This window comes from Mesorhizobium sp. M0626 (genome assembly GCF_040320665.1).
Lineage (GTDB): Bacteria > Pseudomonadota > Alphaproteobacteria > Rhizobiales > Rhizobiaceae > Mesorhizobium.
Genome location: NZ_JAMYQD010000021.1, coordinates 15,684 through 41,386, shown reverse-complemented (window position 1 = coordinate 41,386; position 25,703 = coordinate 15,684). Strand labels below are relative to the sequence as shown.

24 protein-coding genes and 1 tRNA gene are annotated in these 25,703 nt (G+C 63.0%); 9 read left to right on the top strand and 16 right to left on the bottom strand.

All coding sequences use genetic code 11. The annotated features are described in order from the left end of the window. Positions 1 to 785: 785 nt before the first annotated feature. Positions 786 to 861: transfer RNA gene (locus NKI37_RS25505), tRNA-Ile, on the bottom strand. 134 nt (positions 862 to 995) lie between these two features. Here NKI37_RS25505 and NKI37_RS25500 point away from each other — a divergent pair. Further along, positions 996 to 1,706: an SIMPL domain-containing protein gene (locus tag NKI37_RS25500; RefSeq protein WP_023705824.1), complete on the top strand. Its 711-nt coding sequence runs from the start codon at positions 996 to 998 to the stop codon at positions 1,704 to 1,706. Between the two features lie 268 nt (positions 1,707 to 1,974). Here NKI37_RS25500 and NKI37_RS25495 read toward each other — a convergent pair whose 3' ends face one another. Together NKI37_RS25495 and NKI37_RS25490 are read right to left on the bottom strand one after the other, a co-directional pair. After that, the gene (locus NKI37_RS25495) at positions 1,975 to 2,319 is read right to left on the bottom strand and encodes a hypothetical protein (protein ID WP_023672466.1); all 345 of its coding nucleotides are present in this window, start codon (positions 2,317 to 2,319) and stop codon (positions 1,975 to 1,977) included. A 220-nt stretch (positions 2,320 to 2,539) separates the two neighbouring features. Continuing rightward, the gene (locus NKI37_RS25490) at positions 2,540 to 2,986 is read right to left on the bottom strand and encodes a YcgN family cysteine cluster protein (protein WP_023672465.1); all 447 of its coding nucleotides are present in this window, start codon (positions 2,984 to 2,986) and stop codon (positions 2,540 to 2,542) included. Between the two features lie 202 nt (positions 2,987 to 3,188). On the opposite strand from NKI37_RS25490, the gene NKI37_RS25485 reads away from it, so the two are divergent. Both NKI37_RS25485 and NKI37_RS25480 read left to right on the top strand, forming a co-directional pair. Then, entirely contained in the window at positions 3,189 to 5,384 is a 2,196-nt protein-coding gene (locus NKI37_RS25485) for an OmpA family protein (protein ID WP_023744357.1), read from the top strand. Between the two features lie 326 nt (positions 5,385 to 5,710). After that, positions 5,711 to 6,226, top strand: a complete 516-nt coding sequence (locus NKI37_RS25480) for a TIGR00645 family protein (protein WP_023672463.1) — start codon at positions 5,711 to 5,713, stop codon at positions 6,224 to 6,226. 129 nt (positions 6,227 to 6,355) lie between these two features. Here NKI37_RS25480 and NKI37_RS25475 read toward each other — a convergent pair whose 3' ends face one another. The 3 genes from NKI37_RS25475 to NKI37_RS25465 all read right to left on the bottom strand — a co-directional run bounded on the left by NKI37_RS25475 (position 6,356) and on the right by NKI37_RS25465 (position 8,930). Further along, positions 6,356 to 7,222, bottom strand: a complete 867-nt coding sequence (locus tag NKI37_RS25475) for an SDR family oxidoreductase (RefSeq protein ID WP_023744356.1) — start codon at positions 7,220 to 7,222, stop codon at positions 6,356 to 6,358. A gap of 119 nt (positions 7,223 to 7,341) precedes the next feature. Beyond that, on the bottom strand, positions 7,342 to 8,049 hold the full coding sequence (locus tag NKI37_RS25470; RefSeq protein WP_155922376.1) for a helix-turn-helix transcriptional regulator: 708 nt from the start codon (positions 8,047 to 8,049) through the stop codon (positions 7,342 to 7,344). Positions 8,050 to 8,057: 8 nt separating this feature from the next. Then, positions 8,058 to 8,930 carry a S1C family serine protease gene (locus NKI37_RS25465; protein WP_023689760.1) on the bottom strand — a complete coding sequence of 291 codons (873 nt, stop codon included), beginning with the start codon at positions 8,928 to 8,930 and terminating at the stop codon, positions 8,058 to 8,060. A gap of 169 nt (positions 8,931 to 9,099) precedes the next feature. Between NKI37_RS25465 and NKI37_RS25460 the strand changes: the two genes are divergently transcribed. Next, entirely contained in the window at positions 9,100 to 10,050 is a 951-nt protein-coding gene (locus NKI37_RS25460; protein WP_023689759.1) for a S1C family serine protease, read from the top strand. A 4-nt stretch (positions 10,051 to 10,054) separates the two neighbouring features. Here the strand turns inward: NKI37_RS25460 and NKI37_RS25455 are convergent, their stop codons facing one another. Together NKI37_RS25455 and NKI37_RS25450 are read right to left on the bottom strand one after the other, a co-directional pair. Further along, complete coding sequence (locus NKI37_RS25455; protein ID WP_352791041.1) at positions 10,055 to 10,966, bottom strand: arginase family protein; 912 nt, start codon at positions 10,964 to 10,966, stop codon at positions 10,055 to 10,057. 94 nt (positions 10,967 to 11,060) lie between these two features. Continuing rightward, entirely contained in the window at positions 11,061 to 11,486 is a 426-nt protein-coding gene (locus NKI37_RS25450; RefSeq protein WP_023705831.1) for a VOC family protein, read from the bottom strand. A gap of 66 nt (positions 11,487 to 11,552) precedes the next feature. On the opposite strand from NKI37_RS25450, the gene NKI37_RS25445 reads away from it, so the two are divergent. Next, positions 11,553 to 12,179 carry a TetR/AcrR family transcriptional regulator gene (locus tag NKI37_RS25445; protein ID WP_023691512.1) on the top strand — a complete coding sequence of 209 codons (627 nt, stop codon included), beginning with the start codon at positions 11,553 to 11,555 and terminating at the stop codon, positions 12,177 to 12,179. Here NKI37_RS25445 and NKI37_RS25440 read toward each other — a convergent pair. Continuing rightward, positions 12,112 to 13,068, bottom strand: coding sequence for a LysR family transcriptional regulator (locus NKI37_RS25440; protein ID WP_023734949.1), 957 nt, complete (start codon positions 13,066 to 13,068; stop codon positions 12,112 to 12,114). The genes NKI37_RS25445 and NKI37_RS25440 overlap by 68 nt on opposite strands. Positions 13,069 to 13,177: 109 nt before the next feature. Here NKI37_RS25440 and NKI37_RS25435 point away from each other — a divergent pair, with 109 nt between their 5' ends. From NKI37_RS25435 to NKI37_RS25425, 3 genes are all read left to right on the top strand, one after another. Beyond that, positions 13,178 to 13,813, top strand: coding sequence for an FMN-dependent NADH-azoreductase (locus NKI37_RS25435; protein ID WP_352791042.1), 636 nt, complete (start codon positions 13,178 to 13,180; stop codon positions 13,811 to 13,813). 110 nt (positions 13,814 to 13,923) lie between these two features. Further along, entirely contained in the window at positions 13,924 to 15,357 is a 1,434-nt protein-coding gene (locus tag NKI37_RS25430) for a 3' terminal RNA ribose 2'-O-methyltransferase Hen1 (RefSeq protein ID WP_352791044.1), read from the top strand. After that, entirely contained in the window at positions 15,354 to 17,930 is a 2,577-nt protein-coding gene (locus NKI37_RS25425) for a polynucleotide kinase-phosphatase (protein ID WP_352791046.1), read from the top strand. Before NKI37_RS25430 ends, NKI37_RS25425 begins: the two co-directional genes overlap by 4 nt. A gap of 1 nt (position 17,931) precedes the next feature. On the opposite strand, the gene NKI37_RS25420 is transcribed toward NKI37_RS25425, so the two are convergent. Both NKI37_RS25420 and NKI37_RS25415 read right to left on the bottom strand, forming a co-directional pair. Next, positions 17,932 to 18,225 (bottom strand): HlyU family transcriptional regulator, encoded by a 294-nt coding sequence (locus NKI37_RS25420; RefSeq protein WP_023672451.1) that lies wholly within the window; start codon positions 18,223 to 18,225, stop codon positions 17,932 to 17,934. A 101-nt stretch (positions 18,226 to 18,326) separates the two neighbouring features. Further along, complete coding sequence (locus NKI37_RS25415) at positions 18,327 to 19,004, bottom strand: PadR family transcriptional regulator (RefSeq protein WP_352791048.1); 678 nt, start codon at positions 19,002 to 19,004, stop codon at positions 18,327 to 18,329. 272 nt (positions 19,005 to 19,276) lie between these two features. Between NKI37_RS25415 and NKI37_RS25410 the strand changes: the two genes are divergently transcribed. Further along, positions 19,277 to 19,534, top strand: a complete 258-nt coding sequence (locus tag NKI37_RS25410; protein ID WP_023697083.1) for a DUF2798 domain-containing protein — start codon at positions 19,277 to 19,279, stop codon at positions 19,532 to 19,534. Between the two features lie 45 nt (positions 19,535 to 19,579). Here NKI37_RS25410 and NKI37_RS25405 read toward each other — a convergent pair whose 3' ends face one another. The 5 genes from NKI37_RS25405 to NKI37_RS25385 all read right to left on the bottom strand — a co-directional run bounded on the left by NKI37_RS25405 (position 19,580) and on the right by NKI37_RS25385 (position 25,430). Next, entirely contained in the window at positions 19,580 to 19,960 is a 381-nt protein-coding gene (locus NKI37_RS25405) for a thiol-disulfide oxidoreductase DCC family protein (RefSeq protein WP_352791050.1), read from the bottom strand. Positions 19,961 to 20,029: 69 nt separating this feature from the next. Next, a complete protein-coding gene (locus tag NKI37_RS25400) occupies positions 20,030 to 20,323 on the bottom strand; it encodes a GYD domain-containing protein (protein WP_023672447.1) in 294 nt (97 codons plus the stop codon). 190 nt (positions 20,324 to 20,513) lie between these two features. Next, a complete protein-coding gene (rpoD, locus tag NKI37_RS25395; RefSeq protein WP_023672446.1) occupies positions 20,514 to 22,538 on the bottom strand; it encodes an RNA polymerase sigma factor RpoD in 2,025 nt (674 codons plus the stop codon). A 411-nt stretch (positions 22,539 to 22,949) separates the two neighbouring features. After that, positions 22,950 to 24,890: a DNA primase gene (dnaG, locus tag NKI37_RS25390; RefSeq protein WP_023683795.1), complete on the bottom strand. Its 1,941-nt coding sequence runs from the start codon at positions 24,888 to 24,890 to the stop codon at positions 22,950 to 22,952. Positions 24,891 to 25,061: 171 nt separating this feature from the next. Then, entirely contained in the window at positions 25,062 to 25,430 is a 369-nt protein-coding gene (locus NKI37_RS25385; RefSeq protein WP_023672444.1) for an RcnB family protein, read from the bottom strand. Between the last annotated feature and the right edge of the window lie 273 nt (positions 25,431 to 25,703).

The window sequence follows — 25,703 nt, the reverse complement described above, 5'->3', positions numbered from 1 at the left end:
CAAACAGTCCAGAAATGTCTGCTTTGATTGCCCGGTAGTTTTTTTCACTTGCATCCAACGGCACAATCGGAGCGTCACCGGGCTGCTGCCGGATATTCGGCACCACCTGCAATCCGTGATGACAAGCGAACAATTGGCGCGCAGGGCTGACATAATCTGAACGCTCGGTTGCCCGCGTCGATTCCGCTGCAATTCTTGCCCGTTGAAAGGAGTACGCTGCGTTTCCGACACTTCACCCAAGTAGGGGTCGAGCCCACGTGTGTAAAAACGCGTCATGCACCCGAAAGGAGACCTCGAGGACTTCGATTGGTGGCGGCTCTCACCACGCCTTGAGCTGCACCGGCGTCAAGTACACGGCGCCGTCGCGGTCGCGATTGAGATCTATTTCAAAGCACGACCGATGGAAAACGATGCGGTTGGGGACATTACCGATTACCATTCTCATGATTTCCTCAGCCTTTACCTGTCCGGGCTGGGGAAGAGAATTCTGTCGGAATTGGCTGCCAGATCCGCACAGATCAACCGAACTGGCAAGCGCATTTTGAGACTGCGGCCGAGTTCAGAACCCGCCTAATTGCACGTCATTGCCGCCGATTGCCGCACGCAATCGTTGCAGGGTCTTTCGAACCCATGGGGCTTGAGTTAGGTGTGACAGGTGCCATCAACGAGACGGAGAAATTGAAGAACAGGCCCCAAAACCATTTTGCCCAGAAGCCATAGATTTACCCGATAACGCTCAATTCAAACTCAAATAATTAGGCGTAAGGTATTGATACATAATGAACTGGTGGGCCCGGAGGGACTCGAACCCCCAACCAAGCGGTTATGAGCCGCCGGCTCTAACCATTGAGCTACAGGCCCCACGCGCGCTGGATTAGTGTTTTTCCTTGCGCGGCACAAGGCTTTCCGGACGGGCTGGCCGAGATCGCCCAAATCAGCCCATATTCGCGCCCTAGTCGACAGGCGCGACTGGATCGCACATCGAGGAGATTTTCATGACCAGACATATTTTGCCGCTCGCACTTGCCGCCGCGATCGCTTTTCCGGCGATGGCAAGCGCTGCCGATTCGCTGCCCCCGCCCCGCATCATCGTGTCGGGTGAAGGCCAGTCGACCGTGGCGCCCGACCTGGCGCTGCTGACGCTCAGCGTCATGCGCGAGGCCAAGACCGCACGCGCGGCACTCGACGCCAACAACGACGCCATGGCCGCCGTGATCGCGGCAATGAAGTCGGCAGGGATCAAGGATCGCGACCTGCAGACCGCCGGCATCCAGATCAACCCGCGTTACAATTACACCAACAAGCCCGACGGCAGCCAGGAAGCCGAGCTTGTCGCTTACCAGGTGACCAACACACTCTCGGTGCGCATTCGCGACATCGACAAAACAGGTGAGGTTCTCGACAAGGCTGTGTCGCTCGGCGTCAACCAGGGCGGCGGCATTTCGTTCTCCAACGAGGATCCGAAGGCTGCCGTCACCGAAGCCCGCAAGAAGGCGGTCGCCGATGCCATGGCCAAGGCCAAGACGCTGGCCGAAGCCGCCGGCGTCAGCATCGGCCGGGTGCTGGAAATCACCGACCAGAACGTTGCGCCGGCGCCGATGCCGATCAATGCCAAGGCCTTCGATGCGGCAGGCGCCGCGGTTCCCGTGCAGGCCGGCGAGAATGCCTACGCCGTGCAGGTAACAGTGACATTCGAGCTTAAGTAGCAGGCCGCCGGGCTGGGCGCGGTTCTGCTGAACCCGTCGGCCGGAACCGCAGATTTCCGACATGAAAAACCCCGGAGGACTGGCCTCCGGGGTTTTTTCGAGCCGCACCTTTCCGCGGAGGGAAAGGGGCTCCTGGCTGACCCTAGAAGGGTCATGCCGCTACTCCAGGTACTCCAGGCTGATCCTGGCAGAGGAACATGCCTCCGGATCGACCTTCGCATAAGGTCGTATCCCAGACTGATCTTCGCAGAAGATCAGTCTGGTTCTCTTAGCGATAGATAACCGGGCAGCCGCGCTCATTGGCGAACACGACCACTACGCGATCGCCATACTGGCGGCCGGCGACCTTCACCACGCGGCGATTGACATCGACGATGCGGACGCGGTGCAGGCCCATGCGCTCGGCCTTGTCGAGGGCGCGGTCCGGCGAGCAGCGGCGCCAATTGCGGTCACGGCGAAAGCCGTCCTCATCGTCGCCGGTGTAGACGCCGACGCGGCGGTCATGGTTGTTGCCGAAGCCGAGATAGATCGAGTCCGCCTGGGCGGGCACTGCGGCAAGGGTGCCGAGAGCTACGAGACCCGAAAGGGCTGCCGTCTTGAATGAGTTGAACATTGTCTTCTCTCCTTGTTGAGGGCTTGCGCCCGTCTTGGTCGAACCGATGGGGGGAGAATGCTCCTTGCAATCTGAACTCTTCGCGAACCGGCCGTTCATTTTCGGTTAATCTGCCCGACAGGTCAAAAGCAACCGCCCCTTCCACCGCTGCAAACGATCCTGACCGTCAAAAACGTCCAATGGCGCGGAACGCCCTATGGCAACGTCCGTTCCAGAATGCTCAGGGCTCGTCGTCGAGCATATAGTCGAAATAATCGTCCGGCTCGGCCAGATCGGTCTCACTGGCGCGGACGCGGCCGCGCATGGAGATGCCGGCATCATGAACGGTCTCGGCACTTCCCGACACCAGCCTGTGCCACCAATAGAGGTCGTGCCCCTCGGCAACCAGCCGGTAGGCACAGGTTTTCGGCAGCCACGTGATGGTGCGCACATTCTGCGGCGTCAGCCCGACACAGTCCGGCACGCGCGCCAGCCGGTTGGCATAGTCCGAACAGCGGCAGCTTTGCCCATCGAACAGCCGGCAGCCGACTGATGTCCAGTAGATCTCGCCGGTATCCTCGTCCTCGAGTTTAGACAGGCAGCATTTTCCGCAGCCGTCGCACAGCGATTCCCACTCGGTGGGCGTCATCGCTTCCAGCGTCTTGGTCTTCCAGAACGGCGTTTCCATTATGGGTCGAGATGTGGCCTCCGCATGCGGCAAGGTCAAGCTGTTGTGTGACTTCAAGTTCCGGCCGCACCATAGGAAAAACATGAAGTTGCCTTCAAAACGCCGGTCAATCGTCCTTGGGTGCGGGTAATGCCTGCAAACCGGAACCAATCCGGTCAAGGACAGTTTGGGCAGGGATGGGACCCCACAAGGAGAATTTAAGATGAAACGCCAACCACGGGTACTGGCAGGTACGGCACTTGGCCTGCTTATGGCATCCGCGCCGTTGGGCGCATCCCCGTTGCAGGGCAACGCCGTTTTCGGCCCCTTGCAGCACACGGCCGCGCCACTAATCCTGGTCCAGGACGACCCTGCTGCAGATGGTCAGCAGACCGACCAGGAACTGCCGCGCAAAAAGAAACGCCAGCAGGCCGAACAGGCAGCGCCGGCCGCCGAGCAGCCTGCACCGGCTGCAGAGCAACCCGCCCCTGCCGCCGAGGAACAACAGCCGCGCAGGAAGAAGCGGGATCAGCAGCAGACCGAGCAGGCCCCGGCCGAACAGGCCGCACCTGCCGCCGAGGAACAGCAGCCGCGCAAAAAGAAGCGCAATCAACAGCAGCAGATCGAGGCGGCGCCTGCGGATGAGGGCGGCGCCCAGGCAGCGCCGGCGACCGATGAGCAGCCGCTCAAGCCACGCAAGAAGAAGCGTGACCAGCAGCAGATCGAGGCAGCACCGGCTGAACAACCGGCCGAACAGGTAGCTCCGGCAAATGAAGAACAGCCGCTAAAGCCACGCAAGAAGAAGCGCGACCAACAGCAGATCGAAGCGGCGCCCGCTGAACAGCCGGCCCAGCAGCCTGCCGAGCAGGCAGCGCCCACCGAACAGGTGGCGCCGGCAAACGACAACAAGTCGGGCAAGAAAAAGCGCAAGCAGGATCAGCAGATCGAGGCCGCGCCCGCCGACAAAGCGCCAGACGTCAAAGTTGCGCCTGCCGGAGAGCCCGCGCCGCAGGCCGAGCCGATTCAGCCCCCGGCCGATCAGCAAGCGGCTCCCGCCGAAGGTGAACAGCCGAAGGATCAGGCGAAAAAGCACGGCAAAAAAACTGTCGGCGAACAGCCGGTGACGGGCGAACAGCAGCCTGCGACCGGTGAACCACAGCCTGCGGAGCAACCGGCCAATGCCGAGCAGCCCGCGCAAGGTGAGACGCCGGCGCAAGGCGAAGCCACGGCCAACCCCGACGAAGCACCCATCCTGGACAGCCAGAAGGATGCCAGGCGCAAGCACCGCAAGGACCAGGGCGGCAACAGCCAGAATGGCGACGGCCAAAATGGGAACGGCCAGAATGCTGGCGGCCAGACGGGCGAGCAGCCCGCGCAGGGCGGCACCGAGGCGCAAGCCCCGAAGCCGGCTCCGGTCGACCAGGGACCGCCGCCCACCGACGACAAGTCAGCTCAGCAGGCAATTCAGCCAGAAAAGATCGCCCCGGTGACGGAGGAAAAAGGCAAACGCGTCGAGCGTGCACCCGATGAGAACGTCCGCGACCGCCGGCGTCCGAAAGGCGTCGACGTCGTCAAGGAACTCGGCGACCGCGTCATCCTGCAGTTCAACAACCAGACGATCGTGGAAAGCAATGACGCTCCGCGCATGCACCGCGGCGCCAGGAATGTTTACTATGAGGAACTGTCGGGCGATCGCTCTCGGGAAATCGTCGAGCGCGACAATGGCATCCAGATCGTCACCATCCGCAACCGCAATGGCGACGTCATCAGGCGATCGCGCATCACGCCGGATGGGCACGAATATGTGCTGAGCTATGTCGACGAGCGCAGCTATGACGACGACAATGACTGGCGCGATCCCGGTGACGACCTGCCGCCGATGCGGCTCACCATCCCGCGCCGCGAGTACATCCTCGATTCGGAAGATGTCGAAAGCCCGGACGATTATTACGAGTTCCTCGAACAACCGCCGGTGGAGAAGGTCCAGCGCCTCTACTCCATCGACGAAGTGAAGCGTTCGGCGCGCGTGCGCGACATTGCCCGTCGCGTCGACCTCGATACATTGAACTTCGAGTTCGGCTCGGCCTCGATATCCGACACCGAAGTGCAGAAACTGGAAGGCGTCGCCACGGCCATGGAGAAACTGTTGAAGAAGAACCCGGCCGAAACCTTCCTGATCGAAGGCCACACCGATGCGGTTGGCACGCCGGAAGCAAACCTTGCTCTGTCCGACCGGCGCGCTGAGTCTGTCGCCGAAGCGCTGACCAATGCCTTCGGGATCCCGCCGGAAAACCTGACCACTCAGGGCTATGGCGAGGAATACCTGAAGGTCAACACCACGGCGCCCAACCGCGAGAACCGCCGTGTCGGCATCCGTCGCATCACCTCGCTGGTGGCACCGGTGGCGAGTAACAATTGATCTGCTTTCCAATGGCTTGAGCAGCTTTCTGGAATCAGATCGACAACAAGGACCCATCCCGGCAGATCGGGATGGGTCGAGCTGCGGACAGCAATCCCGGTTCAGCAAGAATTGTACTGGTATTAGAACCGGCTCATTGAATAGAGCGGCCGCCCTCCCCAAATTCAAGCCTGGGCGTTCCCTGCCCCGTCCCGACTCCAGCGGGATGCATTGAACCCCGCCGGCCCTCCCGGCGGGGTTTTTTTGCGTCGCAATTTGCCTTGCAAACTGCGGCAAGCTGATCGAAATACCCCAGTCGACCTCAGAAAGCTGACCGGAACCGCTGCATGAAACGTCTCGAACTCGCCATCGAATCGATCATCCTCGCCTCACGCTGGCTGCTGGTGGTTTTCTACATCGGGCTGGCCCTGGCGCTCGCCGTCTATGCGCTGTCCTTCGGCAAGAAACTCTACGAGTTCGTCATGGTGGCCTTCACACTCGACGACACCGACACCATCCTGAAAATGCTCGGCCTCATCGACGCCGCACTTGTCGCCTCGCTGGTGGTGATGGTGATCATCTCCGGCTACGAGAATTTCGTCAGCCGTTTCGACGACCAGGATGGCGGCGTACACTGGCTGGGTACCATCGATGTCGGCTCGCTGAAGGTCAAGGTCGCCTCGACCATCGTCGCTATTTCCTCGATCCACCTGCTGCAGGTGTTCCTGAATTCCTCTTCCTATACGATCGACCAGCTGATGTGGCTGACCATCATCCACCTCGCCTTCGTCGTCTCGGCGCTGATGCTGGCCTATATCGACCGGCTGATGGGACTGAGCAAAGGCAAGAAGGGCGAGGAGTGATGAGCCCCTTTCTCCCCGTTCATAGGGAGGTGAGGCTGGTCCGCACAGCGGGCGAAAAGCCAATTGCTTGGTTTTTCGAACAACGCCGGTAGGCGGATGGGGGGCAGCGCCGGCGGCCCGTGATTTCCGTCAGTAGATGCTTTTGACGTTCGTCGGCGAATTGGCAAATACCGCGTCCGGCACGAAAAAGTCGCCGGCCAGCGGCCCGGTCGCGCCCGGCGCATAGACCGCGAAATCGGTCACGCCCTCGGCCCGCAGCACCTCTTCATCAATGTAGAAATTGCCTGATGTCTCGCGCGATGGCCGCAGGAAGATGGCGTGTGCGGCATCGGCCATGATGTCGGGCAAGCGGCTCATCGCCGCGACCGTCGCGCCACCGAGCAGATTGCGCACCGCCGCCGTGTCGATGGTCGAGATCGGCCACAGCGAATTGACCGCGATGCCGTCCTTGGCAAACTCGGCGCTCATCCCCAGCGTGCACATCGACATGCCGAACTTGGCCATGGTGTAGGCGACATGGTTCTTGAACCATTTGGCCTTCATATCGAGCGGCGGTGCCAGATTCAGAATGTGAGGATTCTCAGCCAACTTCAGGTGGGGAACGCACATTTTCGACACCAGGAAAGTGCCGCGCGTGTTGATCTGGTGCATCAGATCGTAGCGCTTCATGTCGGTCTCCAGCGTGCCGGTGAGCTGGATGGCGCTGGCATTGTTGACGCAGATATCGATGCCGCCGAACTTTTCGACGGTCTTGGCAACCGCCTCAGCCACCTGCGCCTCCTCGCGGATGTCGCACAAAACAGGCAGCGCCTTGCCGCCGGCCTGCTCGATCTCCTCAGCTGCCGAGTAGATCGTGCCCGGCAGCTTCGGATGCGGCTCGGCGGTCTTGGCCGCGATCGTCACATTGGCGCCGTCGCGCGCAGCTCGCAGCGCGATCGAAAGACCGATGCCGCGCGACCCGCCGGAGATGAACAGCGTCTTTCCCTTGAGCGACATGTCTTGGCACCTCCCTTGCTACATCACTGACGCGAACCATTGCGCGGCGGCAATGCACTGCGCAAGGCCTCGGCAGCCTGCAACGGGTTACGCAACGTAGGCTCAAATGGATAAGGGGGTTAGACCAGCACCAGGCCCTGCCGCATCGCGATCGCGATGGCATCCGTGCGGTTCGCAGCACCCAGCTTGATCAGGATCGCGGCGACGTGGAACTTTGCCGTGTGCACGGAGATGTTCAGCCGCCGCGCGATCACCTTGTTGGGCGCGCCTTCGGCCAGCAGCGCCAGCACTTCGGCCTCGCGCGGCGACAGCGCCGGACGGGCGGTAGCGCCATCGTCCAACGGCTCCTCGCCGAACAGCCCGCTATGGCTTCCGCCGTTGGCGGCGCCATCGAAATCGTCGTGGCGAGCGGGCGTCGAACGCCCATCCCTGGACACCCGGTAGCCGGCCGCCGCAAGTCTGACGGCAGCCGCGATCAGATTCGCATCCGACGCCAAAGGCAGCACGGCAAGCACCCGGTTTTCCGGCCGGCCAGCGCTCGCGGATAGCAGCACCCGTGGGATTGCGCTGTTGCCACCATCGGCCCGATCGAGCCAGGCCGGACTGTTCGCAACAGCGTCATCGACGACAGCGACGTCGGCAATCCCGCTGCCGGCCACGACCGGAAGCAGATCGTCCGCCATGGCAAGCGAAGCTGACAGGCGCTCGGCACGCGCGGCATCGTGCAGCGCGATCAGCACCACGAGCTGGCGTCCGCCGCCCGCCACCTCCGGCCCACCCACCTCCGGCCCACCCGCCTCCGGCCTTGTCAGCGTGTCGCTTTCCATCGCCCCTCTCAGCTCAGCGGTTTTTCACCGACGGTCAGCGCGACGTCGCGCTGCTCGCCGCCGCGCACCACGCCGAGCGTCACCGCGGCGCCCGCGCTATCCGGCCCAAGCTTTCGGATCAGTTCGCGCGGGCCGTGCACGGCCTCGCCATTCCACGCCACGATGATGTCGCCCAGCGCAAGGCCGGCGGCCTTGGCCGGACCATTGTCGTCGAGGCTCATGACGATGGCGCCGCGCGCCGCGCCGTCACGGATCGGGTGCAGGCCGGCGCCGAGATAGCCGCGCGCGACATGGCCCTTTTCACGCAGCGTCGCCACGGCCCGCTCGATCGTCTCATAAGGCATGACCAGCGCACGACCACGTGGCCCAAACAGCAGCATGCCGATCAGCGCGCCCTTGGCGTCAAGCACCGGCCCGCCCTCGAAACGGCCGCCGGCATTGACGGCGAGATTGATGCGCCGATCGATGCTGCCGCCGCGCATCGAGCGCCAGGCGGGGCCGACCTCGCCGACCGAACCCGATACGGCCAGCGCCGAACCCTGACTACTGCCGATGGCGATGGCAAGATTGCCGGGCCGTACCGCGTCAGCCTTGGCCAGCGCAGGCGCTGCGGCAGCGCCGGCCGGCTTCAGAAGCGCTACGCCGGTCGACGGATCGCGACCGACCAGTTCGGCCTTCACCGCTTCGCCCGAAGCCAATGTCAATTCGATCTCCTCACCGGCCTCGACAGCTTCCTCGGCGGTGACGAAATAGCCGTCACGCCAGTGGAAGGCGCTGGCGGTGCGATGGTGATGGGTGGTGAAACTTGCCGTTGCCGGCGCAGCCTTGGCGGCGAGATCGGCGATGGCGTCGGAAAATGCATTAAGGTTGAAGTCACTCATGATGATCTCCTGGGTTTTCTCATGCCCCAGATATCGCTCGGCAGTGCGCCCGGAGGTACTCGTCTGACGGCTAGTTACTGGTGTGACTGGCCATCTGGTCAGGTCGCGGCAGTTCGAGCCGCTCCGCACATATAGTCATCATCGCGCCTGAAAACACGGAGCCCCGCCAATGGCCCTCGCCGCCCACAAATTCGAAACCGACGACACACTGCTCGACGCCTATTCGACGACAGTCGCCGACGCCGTCGACCGCATCGGCCCGGCCGTCTGCCGCATCGAGCGCGTCGGTGGCCAAGGTGGCCATGGCTCCGGCTTCGTCATCGCGCCGGACGGGCTGGTCGTTACCAATTTCCATGTCGTTGGCGATGCCAAAACGGTGCGCGTCTCTATGCCCGACGGCGCCTCCAGCGAAGGCCGCGTGCTAGGCCGCGACCCTGACACCGACATCGCGCTGGTGCGCGCCGATGGCAGCTTCACCGAAGTCGCGCCGCTCGGCGATTCCAAGCGGCTGCGGCGCGGCCAGATCGCCATTGCCATCGGCAATCCGCTCGGCTTCGAATGGACCGTAACGTCAGGCGTGGTCTCCGCACTTGGCCGTTCGATGCGCGCCTCGACCGGGCGGCTGATCGACGATGTCGTCCAGACCGATGCCGCGCTCAATCCCGGCAATTCCGGCGGACCGCTGGTGTCGTCGGCAGGCGAAGTCATCGGCGTCAACACCGCCATGATCCACGGCGCGCAAGGCATCGCCTTCGCGGTCGCTTCCAACACCGCCAACTTCGTCATTTCGGAGATCATCCGCTTCGGCCGCGTGCGGCGCGCCTTCATCGGCATCTCGGCCGACACCACCAGTTTGCCGCGCCGCGCAGCGCTCCTGTCGCAGGTGACCACCAGTACTGCGGTGCGGCTGCGCAGCGTCGAGAAAGACGGACCCGCGGCGAAGGCCGGCCTCAGGGAAGGCGACATCATCGCGGCGATAGACGGTCGCCCGGTCACCGGCGTCGACGACCTCGTGCGCATGCTCGACGCCGAACGCATCGGCCGCGAGACGCTATGCACAGTGGTGCGCCGCACCGGCGTCAGCCAGGTGACGGTGACGCCGGTAGCAAGGGCGAGCTGAGCCTTTATCGAGGCTTGAGCACCCGCCCGAGCAGCGACACCAGCAGTCGCGCAAGGTCACCGGTCGGGTCGAGGTCGGGATCGTAGATCGTCATGTCCAAGCCGGTGCAGCGCTGGTCCGCTGCCAGCGCCGACAGAATGGCAACGAGTTCATCGGGGTCGATGCCGGGGCTGCCGGGCGAATCCACCGCCGGCATCACCGTCTGGTCGAGCACATCGACATCGAGATGCAGCCAGTAGGGACAGCCGGCGCGCGCCAGCGTCGCTCTTGTCTTTTGCAACACTCCAGCCGCGCCGAGTTCCTGCGCGGCAAAGACGTCGATGCGCGTCACGGCGGTCGCATTGATGTCGGGCCAGGCAAAATCGGCATCGCGGCTCTCGCGTTCGCCGATCTGAACCACCGCCTCGTCGGCGACGAGCGGACCGACAACACCTGGCCATTGCGCCAGCAAAGCCTCGCCGCGTCCGGTGGCAAGTGCCAGATCCATGCCGGCAACCGAGCCGAGTGAGGCATTGACATCGTAGTTGCCGGGATGGCGGAAATCGCTGTGGCCATCGAAATGGATCAGGGCGACTGCGCCCGAGCGCCGCGCGGCGACCAGTGCGCCAAGCAGGATCGAGCAGTCGCCGCCGATGATCAGCGGGAACTCGCCTTGCCCAAGCGCACCGGTGACGATCTCGGCAAGATCGAGGTTGAAGCAGCGGATCGCCGGACCATTACGCAGCCTAGTGCCCGGTTGCGGTTCGGTACTGTAGGCGGGTCTGTCGAGATCGACCACCCGCCCCGGCGCCAGCGACTCGATCAAACCAGCTTCGCTCAGCGCCTGCGGCGCACGCCAGGTGCCGGGCACATGGCCCGGCTCCAAGGGCCGAAGGCCGAGATTGGATGGCGCACGAACAAGGCAGATGTCACGCATGCGGCAGGCCCAGCTTCAACATCACCAACATAGACCGCATGGTGCGGGTCCGGCCACAGCGGCCGGAGCCGCTGCCGACATTTGCTGCCATTGTTCAGGCGCCCGCCGCGCCCGCCGCGAATTGCGCCTGAAATTCCGGGCTGAGCGGGATCGGCTTGATGACGTCGATCAGCACGCCATTGGGATCCCTGGTGATGAAATGGCGCTGGCCGAAGGGTTCGTCGCGCAGCGGGCACAGGATCGGTAGGCCGGCCGCAACGATCCGTTCATAGACAGCATCAGGATCCCTCACCTCGAAATTGATCAGCAGCCCCGATGTGCGGCCGCGCCCCCCCTCGGGGATCGTCTCGTGGTCGCCCTGGACGATACCGAGATTGACCCGGCGATCCTCGGCAGACTGCAGATGCACATACCAGTCGCTCGCAAACAGCGGCTTGAAGCGAAAGTGATTGATATAGAAGGCTTTTGTGCCGGCTACGTCGCCCGTCATCAGCACCGGATAATAGCTCGTCGTCTTCATCTTTCTTTCTCCCGTCAGCCAACATACAGTTTGCATGTAATTCGAAATAACATACAGGCTGCATGTATGCAACGAGAAACCCCGCGCCGCTCCAACCGCGACCGCACCGAAGCGACGCGCGCCGACCTGATCGCTGCGGCGCGCAAACTGTTCATCGAAAAGTCCTATGCCGAGACCGGCACGCCGGAGATCGTTGCGGCCGCCGGCGTCACCCGCGGCGCGCTCTATCACCACTTTGCCGACAAGCAGGCGCTGTTTGCCGCTGTGGTCGAGCAGGAGGCGGCGGCGGTGGCGCAAGAGATCGAGCGCGCCTCGCCGCCTTCTTTGTTTGCCCGCAATGCGCTGATTGCCGGCTCGGACGCCTATCTCGCCGCCATGCGCGCGCCCGGCCGCACGCGGCTTTTGCTGCTCGACGGGCCGGCCGTGCTTGGCCGCGCCGCCATGGATGCGATCGACAATCGCCACGGCAACCGGTCGCTGCGCGAAGGCCTGGTTGCGGCAATGCGCGAACAGTCGATGACCAGACTGCCGGCCGATGCGCTGACCGCTTTGCTCGCCGCTGCCTTCGACCGCGCAGCACTTGCCGTCGAGGCCGGCGCCTCGGCCGAAGACTATCGCGCCGTGCTCATGGCTCTGATCGATGGGCTGTCTCCGGCTCGCCCTCAGGCAGGTCGTCCGGTTCGAACTCGTTGAAGCAGCCGAGCTGGCGTTTGAACTGGTCGATCAGCCAGGCCGCCGCCGGTTTCGGGCTGCGGTCGGCGCGGTGCATGGCATAGAGCGATGAGCGCACCTCGCTAAAGGGTTCAAGGTCGAGTTCGACCAGCCTGCCGCTGGCCAAATCGTCCGCGATCAGCCAGCGCGGCAACCCTCCCCAGCCCAGCCCCTCGCGCATCAACGTATGCTTGATACGCACATCTGTCAGCCGCCATGTACGATAGGCAAAGACGCCGAAGTCGCGTCCCTTGGTGCGTTCCGACTGGTCGCTGACAACCAGCTGGGTGTGCTCTCGCGCATCCTCGAGCGCCACCGGTTTCGGCAGCAGTGCCAGAGGGTGGGTGGGGGCGGCAGCCAGCACGATCGACATGAAGCCGATGCGCACGAGATGCACGTCGACCTCGCCCAGCAAGCCACCGATGCCAAGATCCGACTGTCCGCTGACGACATGGTCGGGGATCAGACCGAGCGTGCCGATATGGAGTCGCATCATCACGGTCGGGAACTGCGCCTCGAACGCCTTCAGCACGCGCACCAGCACTGGCGAGGGCAGCGCCGCGTCAACCGACAGCGCAACTTCAGCCTCCAGCCCCTGATGGTGACCGTCGGCACGCGAACGGATGCGCTGCAGCACGCCGACCATGCGCCGGGCGTCCTCCAGCATCGCCCGGCCGATTTCGGTCAGCTGCGGCTCGCGCGTGCCCTCGCGCTCGAACAGTTTCAGGCCAAGCTGCGCTTCAAGATTGGCGATGCCGTAGCTGATGACGGACTGCGCGCGGTTAAGCTTGCGGCCGGCGGCTGAGAAGCTGCCGGTGTCGGCGACCGCAACCAGGATCTGCAATTGGTCGAGCGTCGGATTGGGTTGCACGACATACCTACTTTATGGATGGATCGTATAGAAAATATACCAGTTTTTTGAATGGGTCGGTGGGCCCATATCAGGCGGGAGAAATCAATTCCCACTGGAGAGAACCGCTATGTCTATCCTGCTTGTAACCTCGAGCCCGCGCGGCGCTGCCTCGCACTCGACCCGTATCGCTACCGAATTCGCTGAAAAGCTCGTCGCCGCCGACCCGTCGAATACGCTCGTCGTACGCGACCTCGTGGCCAACCCGCTGCCGCATATCGACACCGATTATGCGACCGGCATCTACACCCCCGTTGAAGCCCGCACGCCGCGCCAGGCCGAAGTCGTCGGCGTCTCCGACATCGTGCTTGACGAACTGTTCGCAGCCGACACCGTGATCCTGGCCACCGGCTTCATCAACTTCAACATCTCCTCAACCCTGAAGTCCTGGGTCGATCACATCTCCCGCTCCGGCAAGAGCTTCTCTTATGGCGAGGGTGGTCCCAAGGGCCTCGTCACCGGCAAGAAGGTCTATATCGTACTCGCCTCGGGCGGCATCTATTCCGAAGGTGCGGCCGTGCAGTTCGATCACGCCATCCCCTATCTGAGCGGCGTGCTCGGCTTTCTCGGCATGACCGATGTCGACGTCATCCGCATCGAAGGCGTCGGCATGGGCCCTGATGCCGTCACCGCCGCGCTCGCCAATGCGACGGCCAAGGTCGATGCCGTGGTGGCCAAGACCGCGAGCGCGCAAATCGCCGCGTAAGCACACCCCGTCATTCGCATTGAAAAGGCAGGCGCTTCGGCGCCTGCCTTTTTCCTTGTCAGGCGGCGCGATAGGTTGCGTGTCGAAAACGGATCTATCGCGTTACTAGATTGCCGCGCAACGCCATTGGTTATTCGGCCTGTCTGCGTTATCGGTCGCTGATGTTCCTTTCCGTCGCGACAACCCATCATCCAGCCACAGATCTCGGCTTCTTGCTGCACAAGCATCCCGAACGTCTGCACGAGACTGACCTATCCTTCGGCAAGGGCTGGCTGTTCTATCCGGAGGCGACCGATGAGCGTTGTGAGGCTGTGCTTCTGCTCGATGTCGATCCGATAGGGCTCGTTCGGGGCAAAGGCCAGGCAGAGGGCTTGCTGGATCAATATGTAAACGACCGACCTTATACGGCATCGTCATTTCTGTCTGTGGCTTTGAACAAGGTACTGCGGACAGCGATGACCGGCATCTCGAAGGAGCGCCAGCAACTGGCCGATAGCGACCTCCCGCTCGAAGCTGTGGTGACCCCGCTGCCGATGCGTGGCGGCGAGGCCCTGGTTCGAGATCTATTCGAACCGCTGGGATGGACCGTCAACCTGGCGCCGGTCGAAACTGTCGGATCTGGCGCGGGTGGACCACGATACGGTCATCTGAGGCTGACTGGCACCGGCCGCCTAAGCAGCCTGCTCAACCACCTTTATGTCCTGATCCCGGTGATGGACGACACCAAGCACTACTGGGTGGGCGAGGCCGAGATTGACAAGCTGCTGTCCAAGGGCGAGGGCTGGCTGGAAAACCACCCAGCCAAAGACCTGATCGTGCGCCGTTATCTGCGCAACCGAGGTGCGTTGGCCCGCATCGCCCTGGAGCGGCTGGCTCCGGAGACGGCCAATGAGGTCCTACCCCCCGAAGCCCGGGCTGCACTTGAGCAAGCGCTGGAGGCGCCCATCCGGCTGAACGACCTGCGCATGGACGCCGTGGTGCAAGCCATTCGGGCGACCGGAGGGACCAGTGTTGCAGATTTGGGGTGTGGCGAAGGCAAGCTGCTCTATCGGCTCGTGCGCGAAAAATGGGTCCACAAGCTGTTCGGGCTCGACCCCGCTATTCGTGAACTGGAATGGGCCGCCAAGCGTCTCAAACTGAACGAGTTCGGGGGACCGCCTGAAGACCGGGTCACGCTGCTGCACGGATCGCTGACATATCGCGACAGCCGATGGGCGGAAGCCGACGTCGCGGTGCTGGTCGAGGTCATCGAACATCTCGACGAAGACCGGCTGCCAATGATCGAGCGTATTATCTTCGGCGAGACAGCGCCAAAATTCGTGATCGTGACTACGCCGAACGCTGACTACAACCCCTTGTTCCCCAGTCTGGCCGTCGGCGCTTTTCGCCATCCGGATCACCGTTTCGAATGGGGCCGGGTTCGGTTTGAAGCCTGGGCGGCCAGGATCGGCGAGATCTATGGCTATAATGCCGCCTTAAGTGGCATCGGAGCCGTGGACCCCGTGCTCGGCGCGCCGACGCAGATGGCGGTATTCACCCGATGAGAGAGCCAGACAAGACCGACCTCACCATCCCTGACTTCGCCCTCGTCGTGCTGATCGGCTCGACGGGATCGGGCAAGTCGACCTTCGCCGCCAGGCACTTCCTGCCGACCGAAATCATCTCGTCGGATCGCTGCCGCGCGCTCGTCAGCGACAACGAGACTGATCAGGATGTCTCGGCCGACGCTTTTGATTTGGTGCGCGAAATCGCCGGCAAACGGCTCAAGCATCGAAAGCTGGCCGTCATCGACGCGACCAATGTGCGACCCGCTGATCGCAAGGCGTGGGTCGAGCTGGCGCGCAAATGGCACGCTTTGCCGGTCGCCGTGGTCATCGATCCGAGTGTTGATGTTTGCATCGCCCGCAACGCGCTACGAGCCGATCGTCCCTTCGGCCCCGGCGTTGCCCAGCGTATGACGACCGAAATTCGCAAGGGCCTCGGCGGCCTGCAACGCGAAGGTTTCCGTCAGGTCTGGAAGCTCACCGGCGAGGCCAGTATCGACGCGGCCAAGGTCTCGCGTCAGCCATTATGGACCGACAAGCGCGACGATTGCGGTCCTTTCGACGTCATAGGTGATGTCCATGGTTGCGCCGACGAACTTCAGACCTTGTTCCGTCAGCTCGGTTACAGCATCGCCTGGTCCGATGGCCATGGCGATCGGACCGTCACTGTGACGCCGCCAGAAGGCCGCAAGATCGTCTTTGTCGGCGACCTCGTCGATCGTGGTCCCAACGTGCCCGACGTCTTGCGCATCGCCATGAGCATGGTCGCGGCGGGAACCGCCTACTGTGTCCAGGGCAATCACGAACGCAAACTCAGCCGCTGGCTGGAAGGCCGCAAGGTCACGATCGCCCACGGCCTGCAGCAAACCATCGACCAGTTGGACGCTCAGGATCGCGGCCTGCGAGAGGCTTTGCCGGCCTTCCTCGACAGCCTGCGCAGCCACGTCTGGCTGGACGGCGGACGCCTCGCCGTGGCACATGCCGGACTCAAGGAAGAGATGATCGGGCGCGGTTCCGGCGCGGTGCGCGAGTTCGCCCTCTATGGCGAAACCACGGGCGAAATCGACGAATTTGGCCTGCCCGTCCGTGCCGACTGGGCAGCCGCCTATCGGGGCAAAACCAGCGTAGTATACGGGCACACGCCGGTGCTGTCGGCGGAGTGGGTCAACAACACGCTTTGCATCGACACCGGCTGCGTGTTCGGCGGCAAGCTGACTGCCTTGCGCTGGCCGGAACGCGAACTGGTCGACGTACCGGCAATCGAGACCTGGTCCGAACCCGTGCGTCCCCTCGGTGGACCAGGCCTTGGCAAATCGGCACAGGCCGATGCCGACGGCGTGCTCGACTATCAGGATGTCTCTGGGCGACGCTGGATCGAGACCGAACTGAAAGGCAGGGTTGTCGTGGCCGAGGAGAACGCGTCGGCGGCACTTGAGGTGATGAGCCGCTTCGCGCTGTCGCCGCAGTGGCTGGTATATCTGCCGCCGACAATGTCGCCATCCGAGACCAGCAGCCAAGCCGGCTGGCTGGAACGCCCCGAGGAAGCTTTCAGTCATTTCCGCGAGCGTGGCGTCACCCAAATCCTGTGCGAAGAGAAGCACATGGGTTCGCGGGCAGTCATCGCTCTGTGCCGAAACGCGCAGACGGCGCGCGACCGGTTCGGGGTATCTGGCGACGAGACAGGCGCGATCTGGACCCGGACCGGACGCTCCTTTTTCAGCGACAGCGGCATGACGGAGCGCCTGCTCAATCGCCTGCGCGCCAGCGTCGACGCTGCGGATCTATGGCAGGAATTGAACAGCGACTGGTTGCTGCTGGACACCGAGATCATGCCATGGTCGGCCAAGGCAAGCAGCCTGATTGAAAGCCAGTACGCCCCAGTGGCAACGTCTGCGGCCGCTGGGCTCCAGGCCAGCCGCGAAGCGCTGGCCCGTGCGATGGCACGCGGCGTGGATACGGCTGCGCTCAAGGCTCGTATTGAGGACCGCGCCGCGCGTGCCGCCAGATACGCCACTGCCTGGGCGCCTTACGTGTGGCCGGTCTCGGGCGTCGACGACCTGAAAGTCGCGCCGTTCCACCTGCTGGCAAGTGAGGGATGCGTCTGGTTCGACCAGAACCACGTTTGGCACATGACGCTTGCGGACCGTCTGGCTGCCGGGGGCGGCGTGGTAACGCGAACGCAATGGCGGATGGTTGACCTGGCTGATGCCGGTTCTTGTGCGGAGGCCGTCGCCTGGTGGGAGACGCTGACCGACTCAGGCGGCGAAGGGATGGTAGTGAAGCCGCACGACTTCGTCAGCCGAAACAAGAAGGGGCTCATGCAACCGGCGCTGAAAGTGCGCGGCCAGGAGTATCTGCGCATCATCTATGGCCCCGAATACGATGCACGGGACAATCTCGTGCGCCTGCGCGAACGAGGCTTGGGTGGCAAGCGCAGCCTGGCGCTCAGAGAGTTCGCGCTCGGTCACGAGGCACTGAAGCGGTTTGTCGCCAAGGAACCGCTGCGACGTGTTCACGAGTGTGTTTTCGGCGTGCTGGCGCTGGAGAGCGAGCCAATCGATCCGAGGCTGTAGGCTACCCGAACATCCTCTCGCCTTGCTCGTCGACCAACTGCATGCCCTTCTTGATCGAGATGTCGACGGCGTCGTCCAGTCCGGCAAAGCGATCGGCGCGGATGAATTTGTGTTCCTTCATCACGCCGTCGACTTCCTTCGAAACCACGCCGCAGGTCTGGTATTGGCCCCCCTCCGCCTTGTAGGGCGTGGCGCTGATCAAAAATCCCTTGTGCTCAACCTGCTTTGCCGGTGCTGCGCTCTTGGGCTCGCCCCCCTCACCGCCACCACCGAAAAGACGCTTCAGAAAAGACATGGGGCTTCCTCCAACGGCAATTATCCTGCACCACGTCTCGCGGTGCAGGATGATTTTCAGTACCGTTCCTCAGTCGAACGGGCAAGCGTTCTCGCCAGGGGTCAACCGCGCGATAGCGCTTCCAGGGCTTCAGCGGCGGCTTCCAGGACTGCAATCGCCTCGGCCTGCTTTTCAGCCGGCGCGTCGACGAGATCGCCGAGCGCGGCACGCAGCCGGTGGCGCACGGCGCGGAACTCGTCGCGGGCTTCCGAGCGACCCCGTCCACCACGCCGTCCGCCTTCCTCGCCGTCGTCGTTCCAGCCGAACCAGTCCCGCGCTTTGGCCATCTTGCGGCCGAAGCGCTCGAGATGCTCGAGCACGCCGTCGATCATCTCGCGGTTCTCGGCGAGATGCGCCTGGCCCGCCTCGGTGATCGAAAACACCTTCTTGTTGCCGTCGGCGGCTGAAGCCGCATAGCCGGCCTCTTCCAGGAAGGTCAGCGTCGGATAGACGACGCCCGGGCTCGGGCTGTAGATGCCGCTGGTGCGCTCTTCCAGCGCCTTGATGATGTCGTAGCCGTGGCGAGGCGCCTCGGCCAGCAGCGACAGCGTGATCAGCTTGAGATCGCCGTCGGCCAGCATGCGCCCGGCACGAAAGATGTCGCCCGGGCCGCCGCGTCCACCGCCACGTCCGCCGTGGCCGAACGGACCAAAGCCGCCGCCCCCTCTTCCACCAAATTTGCCTGCCATGTGCAGGAATGCGCGCTCGGCGCGCTCGCCAAAGGGATGATGTCTGTGCATGAATTGCTCCTTGAGTTATATCTTACGATACATCTTAATTAGGCTTACCCCGCCGACGAGTCAAGATATATCTTACGATGCATCTAAAGGCGGCGCCAGAAGGTTGATTTCGCCGCCGCCGGCAGCTAGAAAGCTCGTGAGGGCCAAAACCTCTCCGTAAGCGTCTGACGTCAAGCAACGCATCCACCCCGGTCTTTCCGGGCAGTTCCGCCGGAAACCCGGCGCAATGGATGCCAAATGCGACGGACCGGATGTTTCAGGAAAATCCAAAAATGACCACGACCCGTAAGCGCGGCAAGCTGCCGGCGCGCTATGCCGCGATCGTCAGTCCGCTGGTGCTGTCGCTGCTGATGACCTTCATCGTCTCGTTCATATCGACGCTGAAAAGCCTTGGACTGCGACCTGATTTGCCGGCTGTCTGGCTCACTGCCTGGGGCCTGTCCTGGCTGGTAGCGTTCCCAACGTTGCTCATGGTGCTGCCGGCGGTGCGCCGCATTGTCGGCTGGCTTTGCGAGCCGGCGTCCCGGTAACGCCCATGACGGTAAGGCCCGCAGATATCTTCGGGCCTTGCCTCGCTACCAGCGGCCCTTGCGCCGGTTCCAGGCATAGAGAAGATCGGCGAAACGATCATAGGCCAAGCGCGTCAGCGGCAGCGCGACCGGATTGCCGAAGAGCGTCGCCAGCCAGCCCTCGCCCGGCGTCGTCCGCCAGACGGCAACCGCGACATCGGCGCCGACCAGCAGCCTGCCTTCGGCATCGGTGGCATGCAGCCGGCGGCGTATGTCCTCCAGCGAGGCGCTGTAGCCAGAGAGCGCCGCCGGTTCGAGGTTGATGTCGCGGAATTCGATCCGCCCGGCCTTGATCGCCTCGATCAGCCGCCGTTTCTGCCGGGTGATGCCGCCATCGCAAACCGGGCAGCGTGTGTTGTACCAGACGGTCAGCGCAGGCTTGGACATGGCGCGACTATCACCCTGACGGCACGGCCCCGCAATATGACGCCGAGCCGCACGGACCCGCGCCCAGCGCTATCCAAGCGAAGTGACGATCTCGCGATAGGCAAATTCCGGGAAAGCCTTGAGCGTTCGCGTCTTGACGCTGCCACCCGTTGCCAGCATCAGGGCGAAACGAGCAAGCACAGCATCGTCGGGCGCCTCGATAATCGCCACCATGTCATATTCGCCCATAGTCAGGTAAAACGCCTTGAACGAGCCGCCCATGTCGGCCAGTTGCTTCTTGGCGGCATCGAGCCGCTTCGGCGACTCTCGGATATTTCTGGCGCCCTGTTCCGTCCAGTTCATCAGCAGGATGTAGGTTGTCATCACACACCTCCCTCCGGCGCCACGGAGCACGGCTGAGGACATCAGCCGGGGCGGACATCCGGTTTTTCGCCCAGAACATGCATCCGACCAGGCAAGTATCCTCCCGACGGAGATGGGCGACAAGAGCCCTCCCCGGGCAACAAAAAGGGCGCCATCGGCGCCCTTTTCGAATGCTGGTCTGTTGCCGGTATCAACTGTCGAGGAAGCTCCTCAGCTTGCGGCTCCGGCTCGGGTGCTTGAGCTTGCGCAGCGCCTTGGCTTCGATCTGGCGGATACGCTCGCGCGTGACCGAAAACTGCTGGCCGACTTCTTCCAGCGTGTGGTCGGTGTTCATGCCGATGCCGAAGCGCATGCGCAGCACCCGCTCCTCGCGCGGCGTCAGCGAGGCGAGCACCCGCGTGGTGGTCTCGCGCAGATTGGCCTGGATCGCCGCATCGATCGGCAGGATCGCCATCTTGTCCTCGATGAAATCGCCCAGATGCGAATCCTCTTCGTCACCCACAGGGGTTTCGAGCGAGATCGGCTCCTTGGCGATCTTCAAGACCTTGCGCACTTTTTCGAGCGGCATTGCGAGCTTTTCTGCCAGTTCCTCCGGCGTCGGCTCGCGGCCGATTTCATGCAGCATCTGGCGCGACGTGCGCACGATCTTGTTGATCGTTTCGATCATGTGCACCGGGATGCGGATGGTGCGCGCCTGGTCGGCGATCGAACGCGTGATCGCCTGCCGGATCCACCATGTCGCGTAGGTCGAGAACTTGTAGCCGCGGCGGTATTCGAATTTGTCGACCGCCTTCATCAAGCCGATATTGCCTTCCTGGATCAGGTCGAGGAACTGCAGGCCGCGATTGGTATATTTCTTGGCGATGGAGATGACGAGGCGCAGATTGGCCTCGACCATTTCCTTCTTGGCGATCGCGGCTTCGCGCTCGCCCTTCTGCACCTGGTTGACGATCTTGCGGAATTCCAGGATTGAGATCGCCGTCTCGGTGGCGAGGTTCTGGATTTCCGAACGCAGATCCTTGATCGCGTCCTTCTCGTTCTTGGTGAATTCCTTCCAACCGCGCGAGGTCAGGTTGCCGATCGAGCGCGTCCAGTTCGGGTCGAGCTCGGAGCCCTGATATTCCTTGAGGAACTCCTCGCGGCGCACGCCATAGCTTTCGGCTAGGCGCAGCAGCTTGCCTTCGTTCTGCACCAGGCGCTTGTTGATGTCGTAAAGCTGCTCGACCAGCGCCTCGATGCGCGCCGTGTTGAGCGACAGCGACTTCACCGCCTTGATCAGCTGGTCCTTCAGCTCCTTCAGGCGGCGGTCCTGGCTGGGCGACAGCGTGCCGGTCGCGGCCAGACGGTTTTCGACCTGCTGGTCCTGCAGCTTGCGCAGCTTCTTGTAGGTGTCGGCGATGACGTCGAGCGTCTCCATCACCTGCGGGCGCAATTCCGCTTCCATCGCCGCCAGCGACAGGCTCGCCTCGTCCTCGTCTTCCTCGTCGTCATCGACCAAGCCGCGCGTGTCGGCGCCGACATTGGTGATGTCGTCTTCCTCGTCGCGTCCACGCCTCGGCTTGTCCTCGGCCTTGGGCGCCTCCTCGATGCGCTCGACCACCGGCGCCTGCTTGGCTTCGGGGCCCGCATAGGTGGCTTCGAGGTCGATGATCTCGCGCAGCAGGATCTTGGATTCGTTGAGCTCGTCACGCCAGATGATGATGGCCTGGAAGGTCAGCGGGCTTTCGCAGAGGCCCGCGATCATCGTCTCGCGGCCGGCCTCGATGCGCTTGGCGATCGCGATTTCGCCCTCGCGCGACAGGAGCTCGACCGAGCCCATCTCGCGCAGATACATGCGCACCGGGTCATCGGTGCGGTCGGTCGGCTCTTTCTTGGTGGTCGTGGCGGCGACGGCGGTGCCGGTCTGCTCGGCCAGTTCGTTGGCGTCTTCCTCGGCGTCGGCATTGCTGTCGGCGGCCTCGGGCTCCTCGCTCTGATCGTCGTCCTCGACCACGTTGATGCCCATGTCGGACAGCATCGCATTGATGTCTTCGATGCGATCCGGATCGGTCTCTTCCGACGGCAGAACCGCGTTCAGTTCGTCGAGAGTCACATAGCCGCGCTTCTTGGCGGCCTTGATCATCTTCTTGACAGCATCATCGGAAAGGTCGAGCAGAGGCCCATCGGTGGCGCCTTCACGTTCGGTCTCGACCTCTTCCTTTTCCTTTGTCGCCATAGTCTTTATCTTCTCCTAGCGGCCGAGCATCGAAGCCGCGTAGCTGCCGCACCGGTCAAACTACATGCGCTGGTGGCGCTTAACCGGGCCGGTAACCGAATCAACTCTTTTGTTTGTTCATATCGTGCCCCCAAAACCGGTTTTCACTTTTGGGCGATATGCATTAAGTCCAGATTAACCCTGATATCTGTGGCAGGCTGACAGCCTGTCCAGTGATCAGCACCTCGCGTCAGTGCATTTCCATCGACGCCGGCGCGGGTTAAGGTTTCGAATCGTCCTGATTCCGTCATTCTGCCAGAAGGTCAAGCGCCTCTCGCATGATTCGCATCAAAAAAGCGAATCAATTACCCGACTTAGAGGCGTCGATTCGACGTGCAGCACGTACAACATTCATTCTTGCCAGGTTTCGACCTAGACGCGCCCACCCCTGCCCGAGGATACACCGAACCCTTCGATCAGCGCTTCCGTTGCTTGTACATCACGGAATTGCGCCTGAATCTCGATGAGGTGCCGGTAGTTTTCGTCAGTGGGATCGCTGGCGAGCGCTGCTTCCGCCTGTTTCAGCTCCTTATGTAAGGTGCGCGCGCTGCGCTGCAAGTGCAGCGCCTGGTTGAAGGCGTCGCGGGCATCGTCAAGCGCTGCGGTTTCCAGCGCGGGCCATTGCCTGGCCCGTTGGATGAGCGCCACGGCGCGCCCCCAGATATCGCTGCAGCCGGCACGTTCGATGGTGGCGATCACCGCGCTACGGTCATTGGCCATGTCGTGCGCCATCGCATCGAGGATGGCGGCGTGCAGCCGCTGCAGATCGGTGTTGGCGAGATCGAGGAACTCGACATGGGCGAAGTTCTCGTCGATCAGCGCCGGATGGTTGACGAGGGCTACGATGATCGTCGCCTCGCGCACCGACATCATCTCGCCACCGCGTTTGACCATGGCGGAGCGGCCGAGGCTTTCGGTGATCGCGGCGCGCGCGCCTGCCCCGCTGCCTTTGGCGAACTGTCCGCCGGGTGCGGGCGTTTTGCCCTGCCCCGGTTTCCAGTCCTGGCGACCTTGCCGCACTTCGCGCTGGGCGCTGAAGAAGGTCAGCTCCCGCTCGCGCATCCACTGCTGGTAGTGGTAGCGCTGGCTCTCATCGCGGATGCGGCTGGTCAGTTCGCGCAGCGTCTTTGTCAGCCCCGCCCGCCGCTCCGGCGTGTCGAAGACGCCACCGGATGTCTCACGCATCCACAACAAATCAGCGAGAGGCCGCGCTTCCGCCAGCACGGCACGAAACGCGTCCGGCCCTTCTGCCTTGACCAGATCGTCGGGATCCTTGCCCTCCGGCAACAGCGCAAAGCGCACCGACCGCCCGGCCTGCACCGACGGCAGCGCGAGATCCGCGGCGCGCCACGCCGCCTTCAGCCCGGCCTGGTCGCCGTCGAAGCACAGCATCGGCTCAGGCGCCATGCGCCACAGAAGTTCGAGTTGGTTTTCGGTGAGCGCGGTGCCGAGCGGCGCCACGGCATTCTCGAAGCCGGCCTGCGCCAGCGCAATCACGTCCATATAGCCTTCGACGGCAATCACCGTGCCCCCTTTCGCCAGCGCTTTGCGGGCGCGGGCGAAATTGTAGAGCACGTTGCCCTTGTGGAAGAGCTCCGTGTCGGGCGAATTCATGTATTTGGCCAGCGCATCGGGCGCCAGTGCGCGGCCGCCAAAGGCGATGATCTTGCCGCGCGAATCCGGGATCGGGAACATGATGCGATCGCGGAACCAGTCATAGGAGACCGGGATGTCGTCGCCATGACGCACCAGCCCGCAGGCCTCGATGTCGGCCTTGGGCACACCCTTGGCGGCAAGATGTTCCTTCAGCGCATTGCGGCTGTCGGGCGCAAAGCCCAGCCGGAACGATTGCTGCGTCGCCGGCGTCAGCCCGCGATCCCTGAGATAGGCGCGGGCTTTTGCACCCTCCGGTCCTTGCAGCCGCTCCTGGAAGAAGGCAGTCGCCATCTCCATGACATCGGTCAGGCTGGCGCGTTCCTTCTCACGCTGTTCTTCCCGCTCGTCGCGCACCGGCATCGGCACGCCGGCCATGTCGGCGATCTTCTCGACCGCTTCGGGAAAGCTTAATCCGTCGAGCTCGGTCAGGAACTTGAAATGATCGCCCGACACCGAACAGCCGAAACAGTGATAGCGGCCCTTCTTGTCCTCGCAGTGGAAGGAGGGGCTCTTTTCGCCATGGAACGGACAACAGGCCCAATAGTCGCCGCGCGAGGCGTTGGTCTTCTTCCTGTCCCATGCGACGCGCTGGCCGATGACCGATGAAATCGGCACACGGTCGCGTATCTCATCGAGAAAGGCGGGCGGAAAGCGCATTGGGGAACTCGTTTGTCCCTCATATAATCATGCTCGCGGAATCCGACGACCCTTATTGCGGACCATACCCGGTTTCCACAGCCAAAAAGCCCGGTTTCTACAGCCAAAAGAAAGGCGGCCGTTTCGGGCCGCCTCCTTTCAAGTCTCTGCATTGCGCCGGCGAGGCCGGGCTTAATGCGCGGCAATGGCGCCGAAGATGATGCCGGACAGGACGCTGACCAGCACATAGTCGTTGCCGACGCGGATCCATTCCTGGCCGCGGCCGGGGCGATGCAGGCCATAGCGGCCATAATCGCGGATCGGCTGGTGCCGCTTCCAGCTGGAATATTTCTGGCCATTGCGCCAATGGCTGCGCTTGACGACCACCGTCTTCTTCACGACGCGCTTCCTGACATCGACATGCTTGCCGGGCCTCTGCCAGTCGACCCGCGTGTAATTCGACTGCGGTGCGACCGGTGCGTTCACCGGTGCGGCCTGGCCGGTAAGCGAAGTGGCGGCCAGCATCGAGAAAGCGAGGGCGGAAAGAACAACACGTTTCATAGCGGGGCTCCTTGGTTGTCGATGCCTAGGGAATAGCGCCCGAAGGATGAACCGAAACTGAACACTAGCATTACATTTACGTAATGAAATCCGGTGCTTATCCTGGATATTTGAACATCATCGCAAAGGCGATTGCCGGGAGTCCGGCAAACCGGGACGATCCGCTGCCATCACCAGGGATCCGCCATGCAACCATTTGCGCATCCGTCCATTTTCCGACACGCCCTGTCGCGCCGCGACGGCTCTTGAAATCGACAAGATTTTATTACCCGG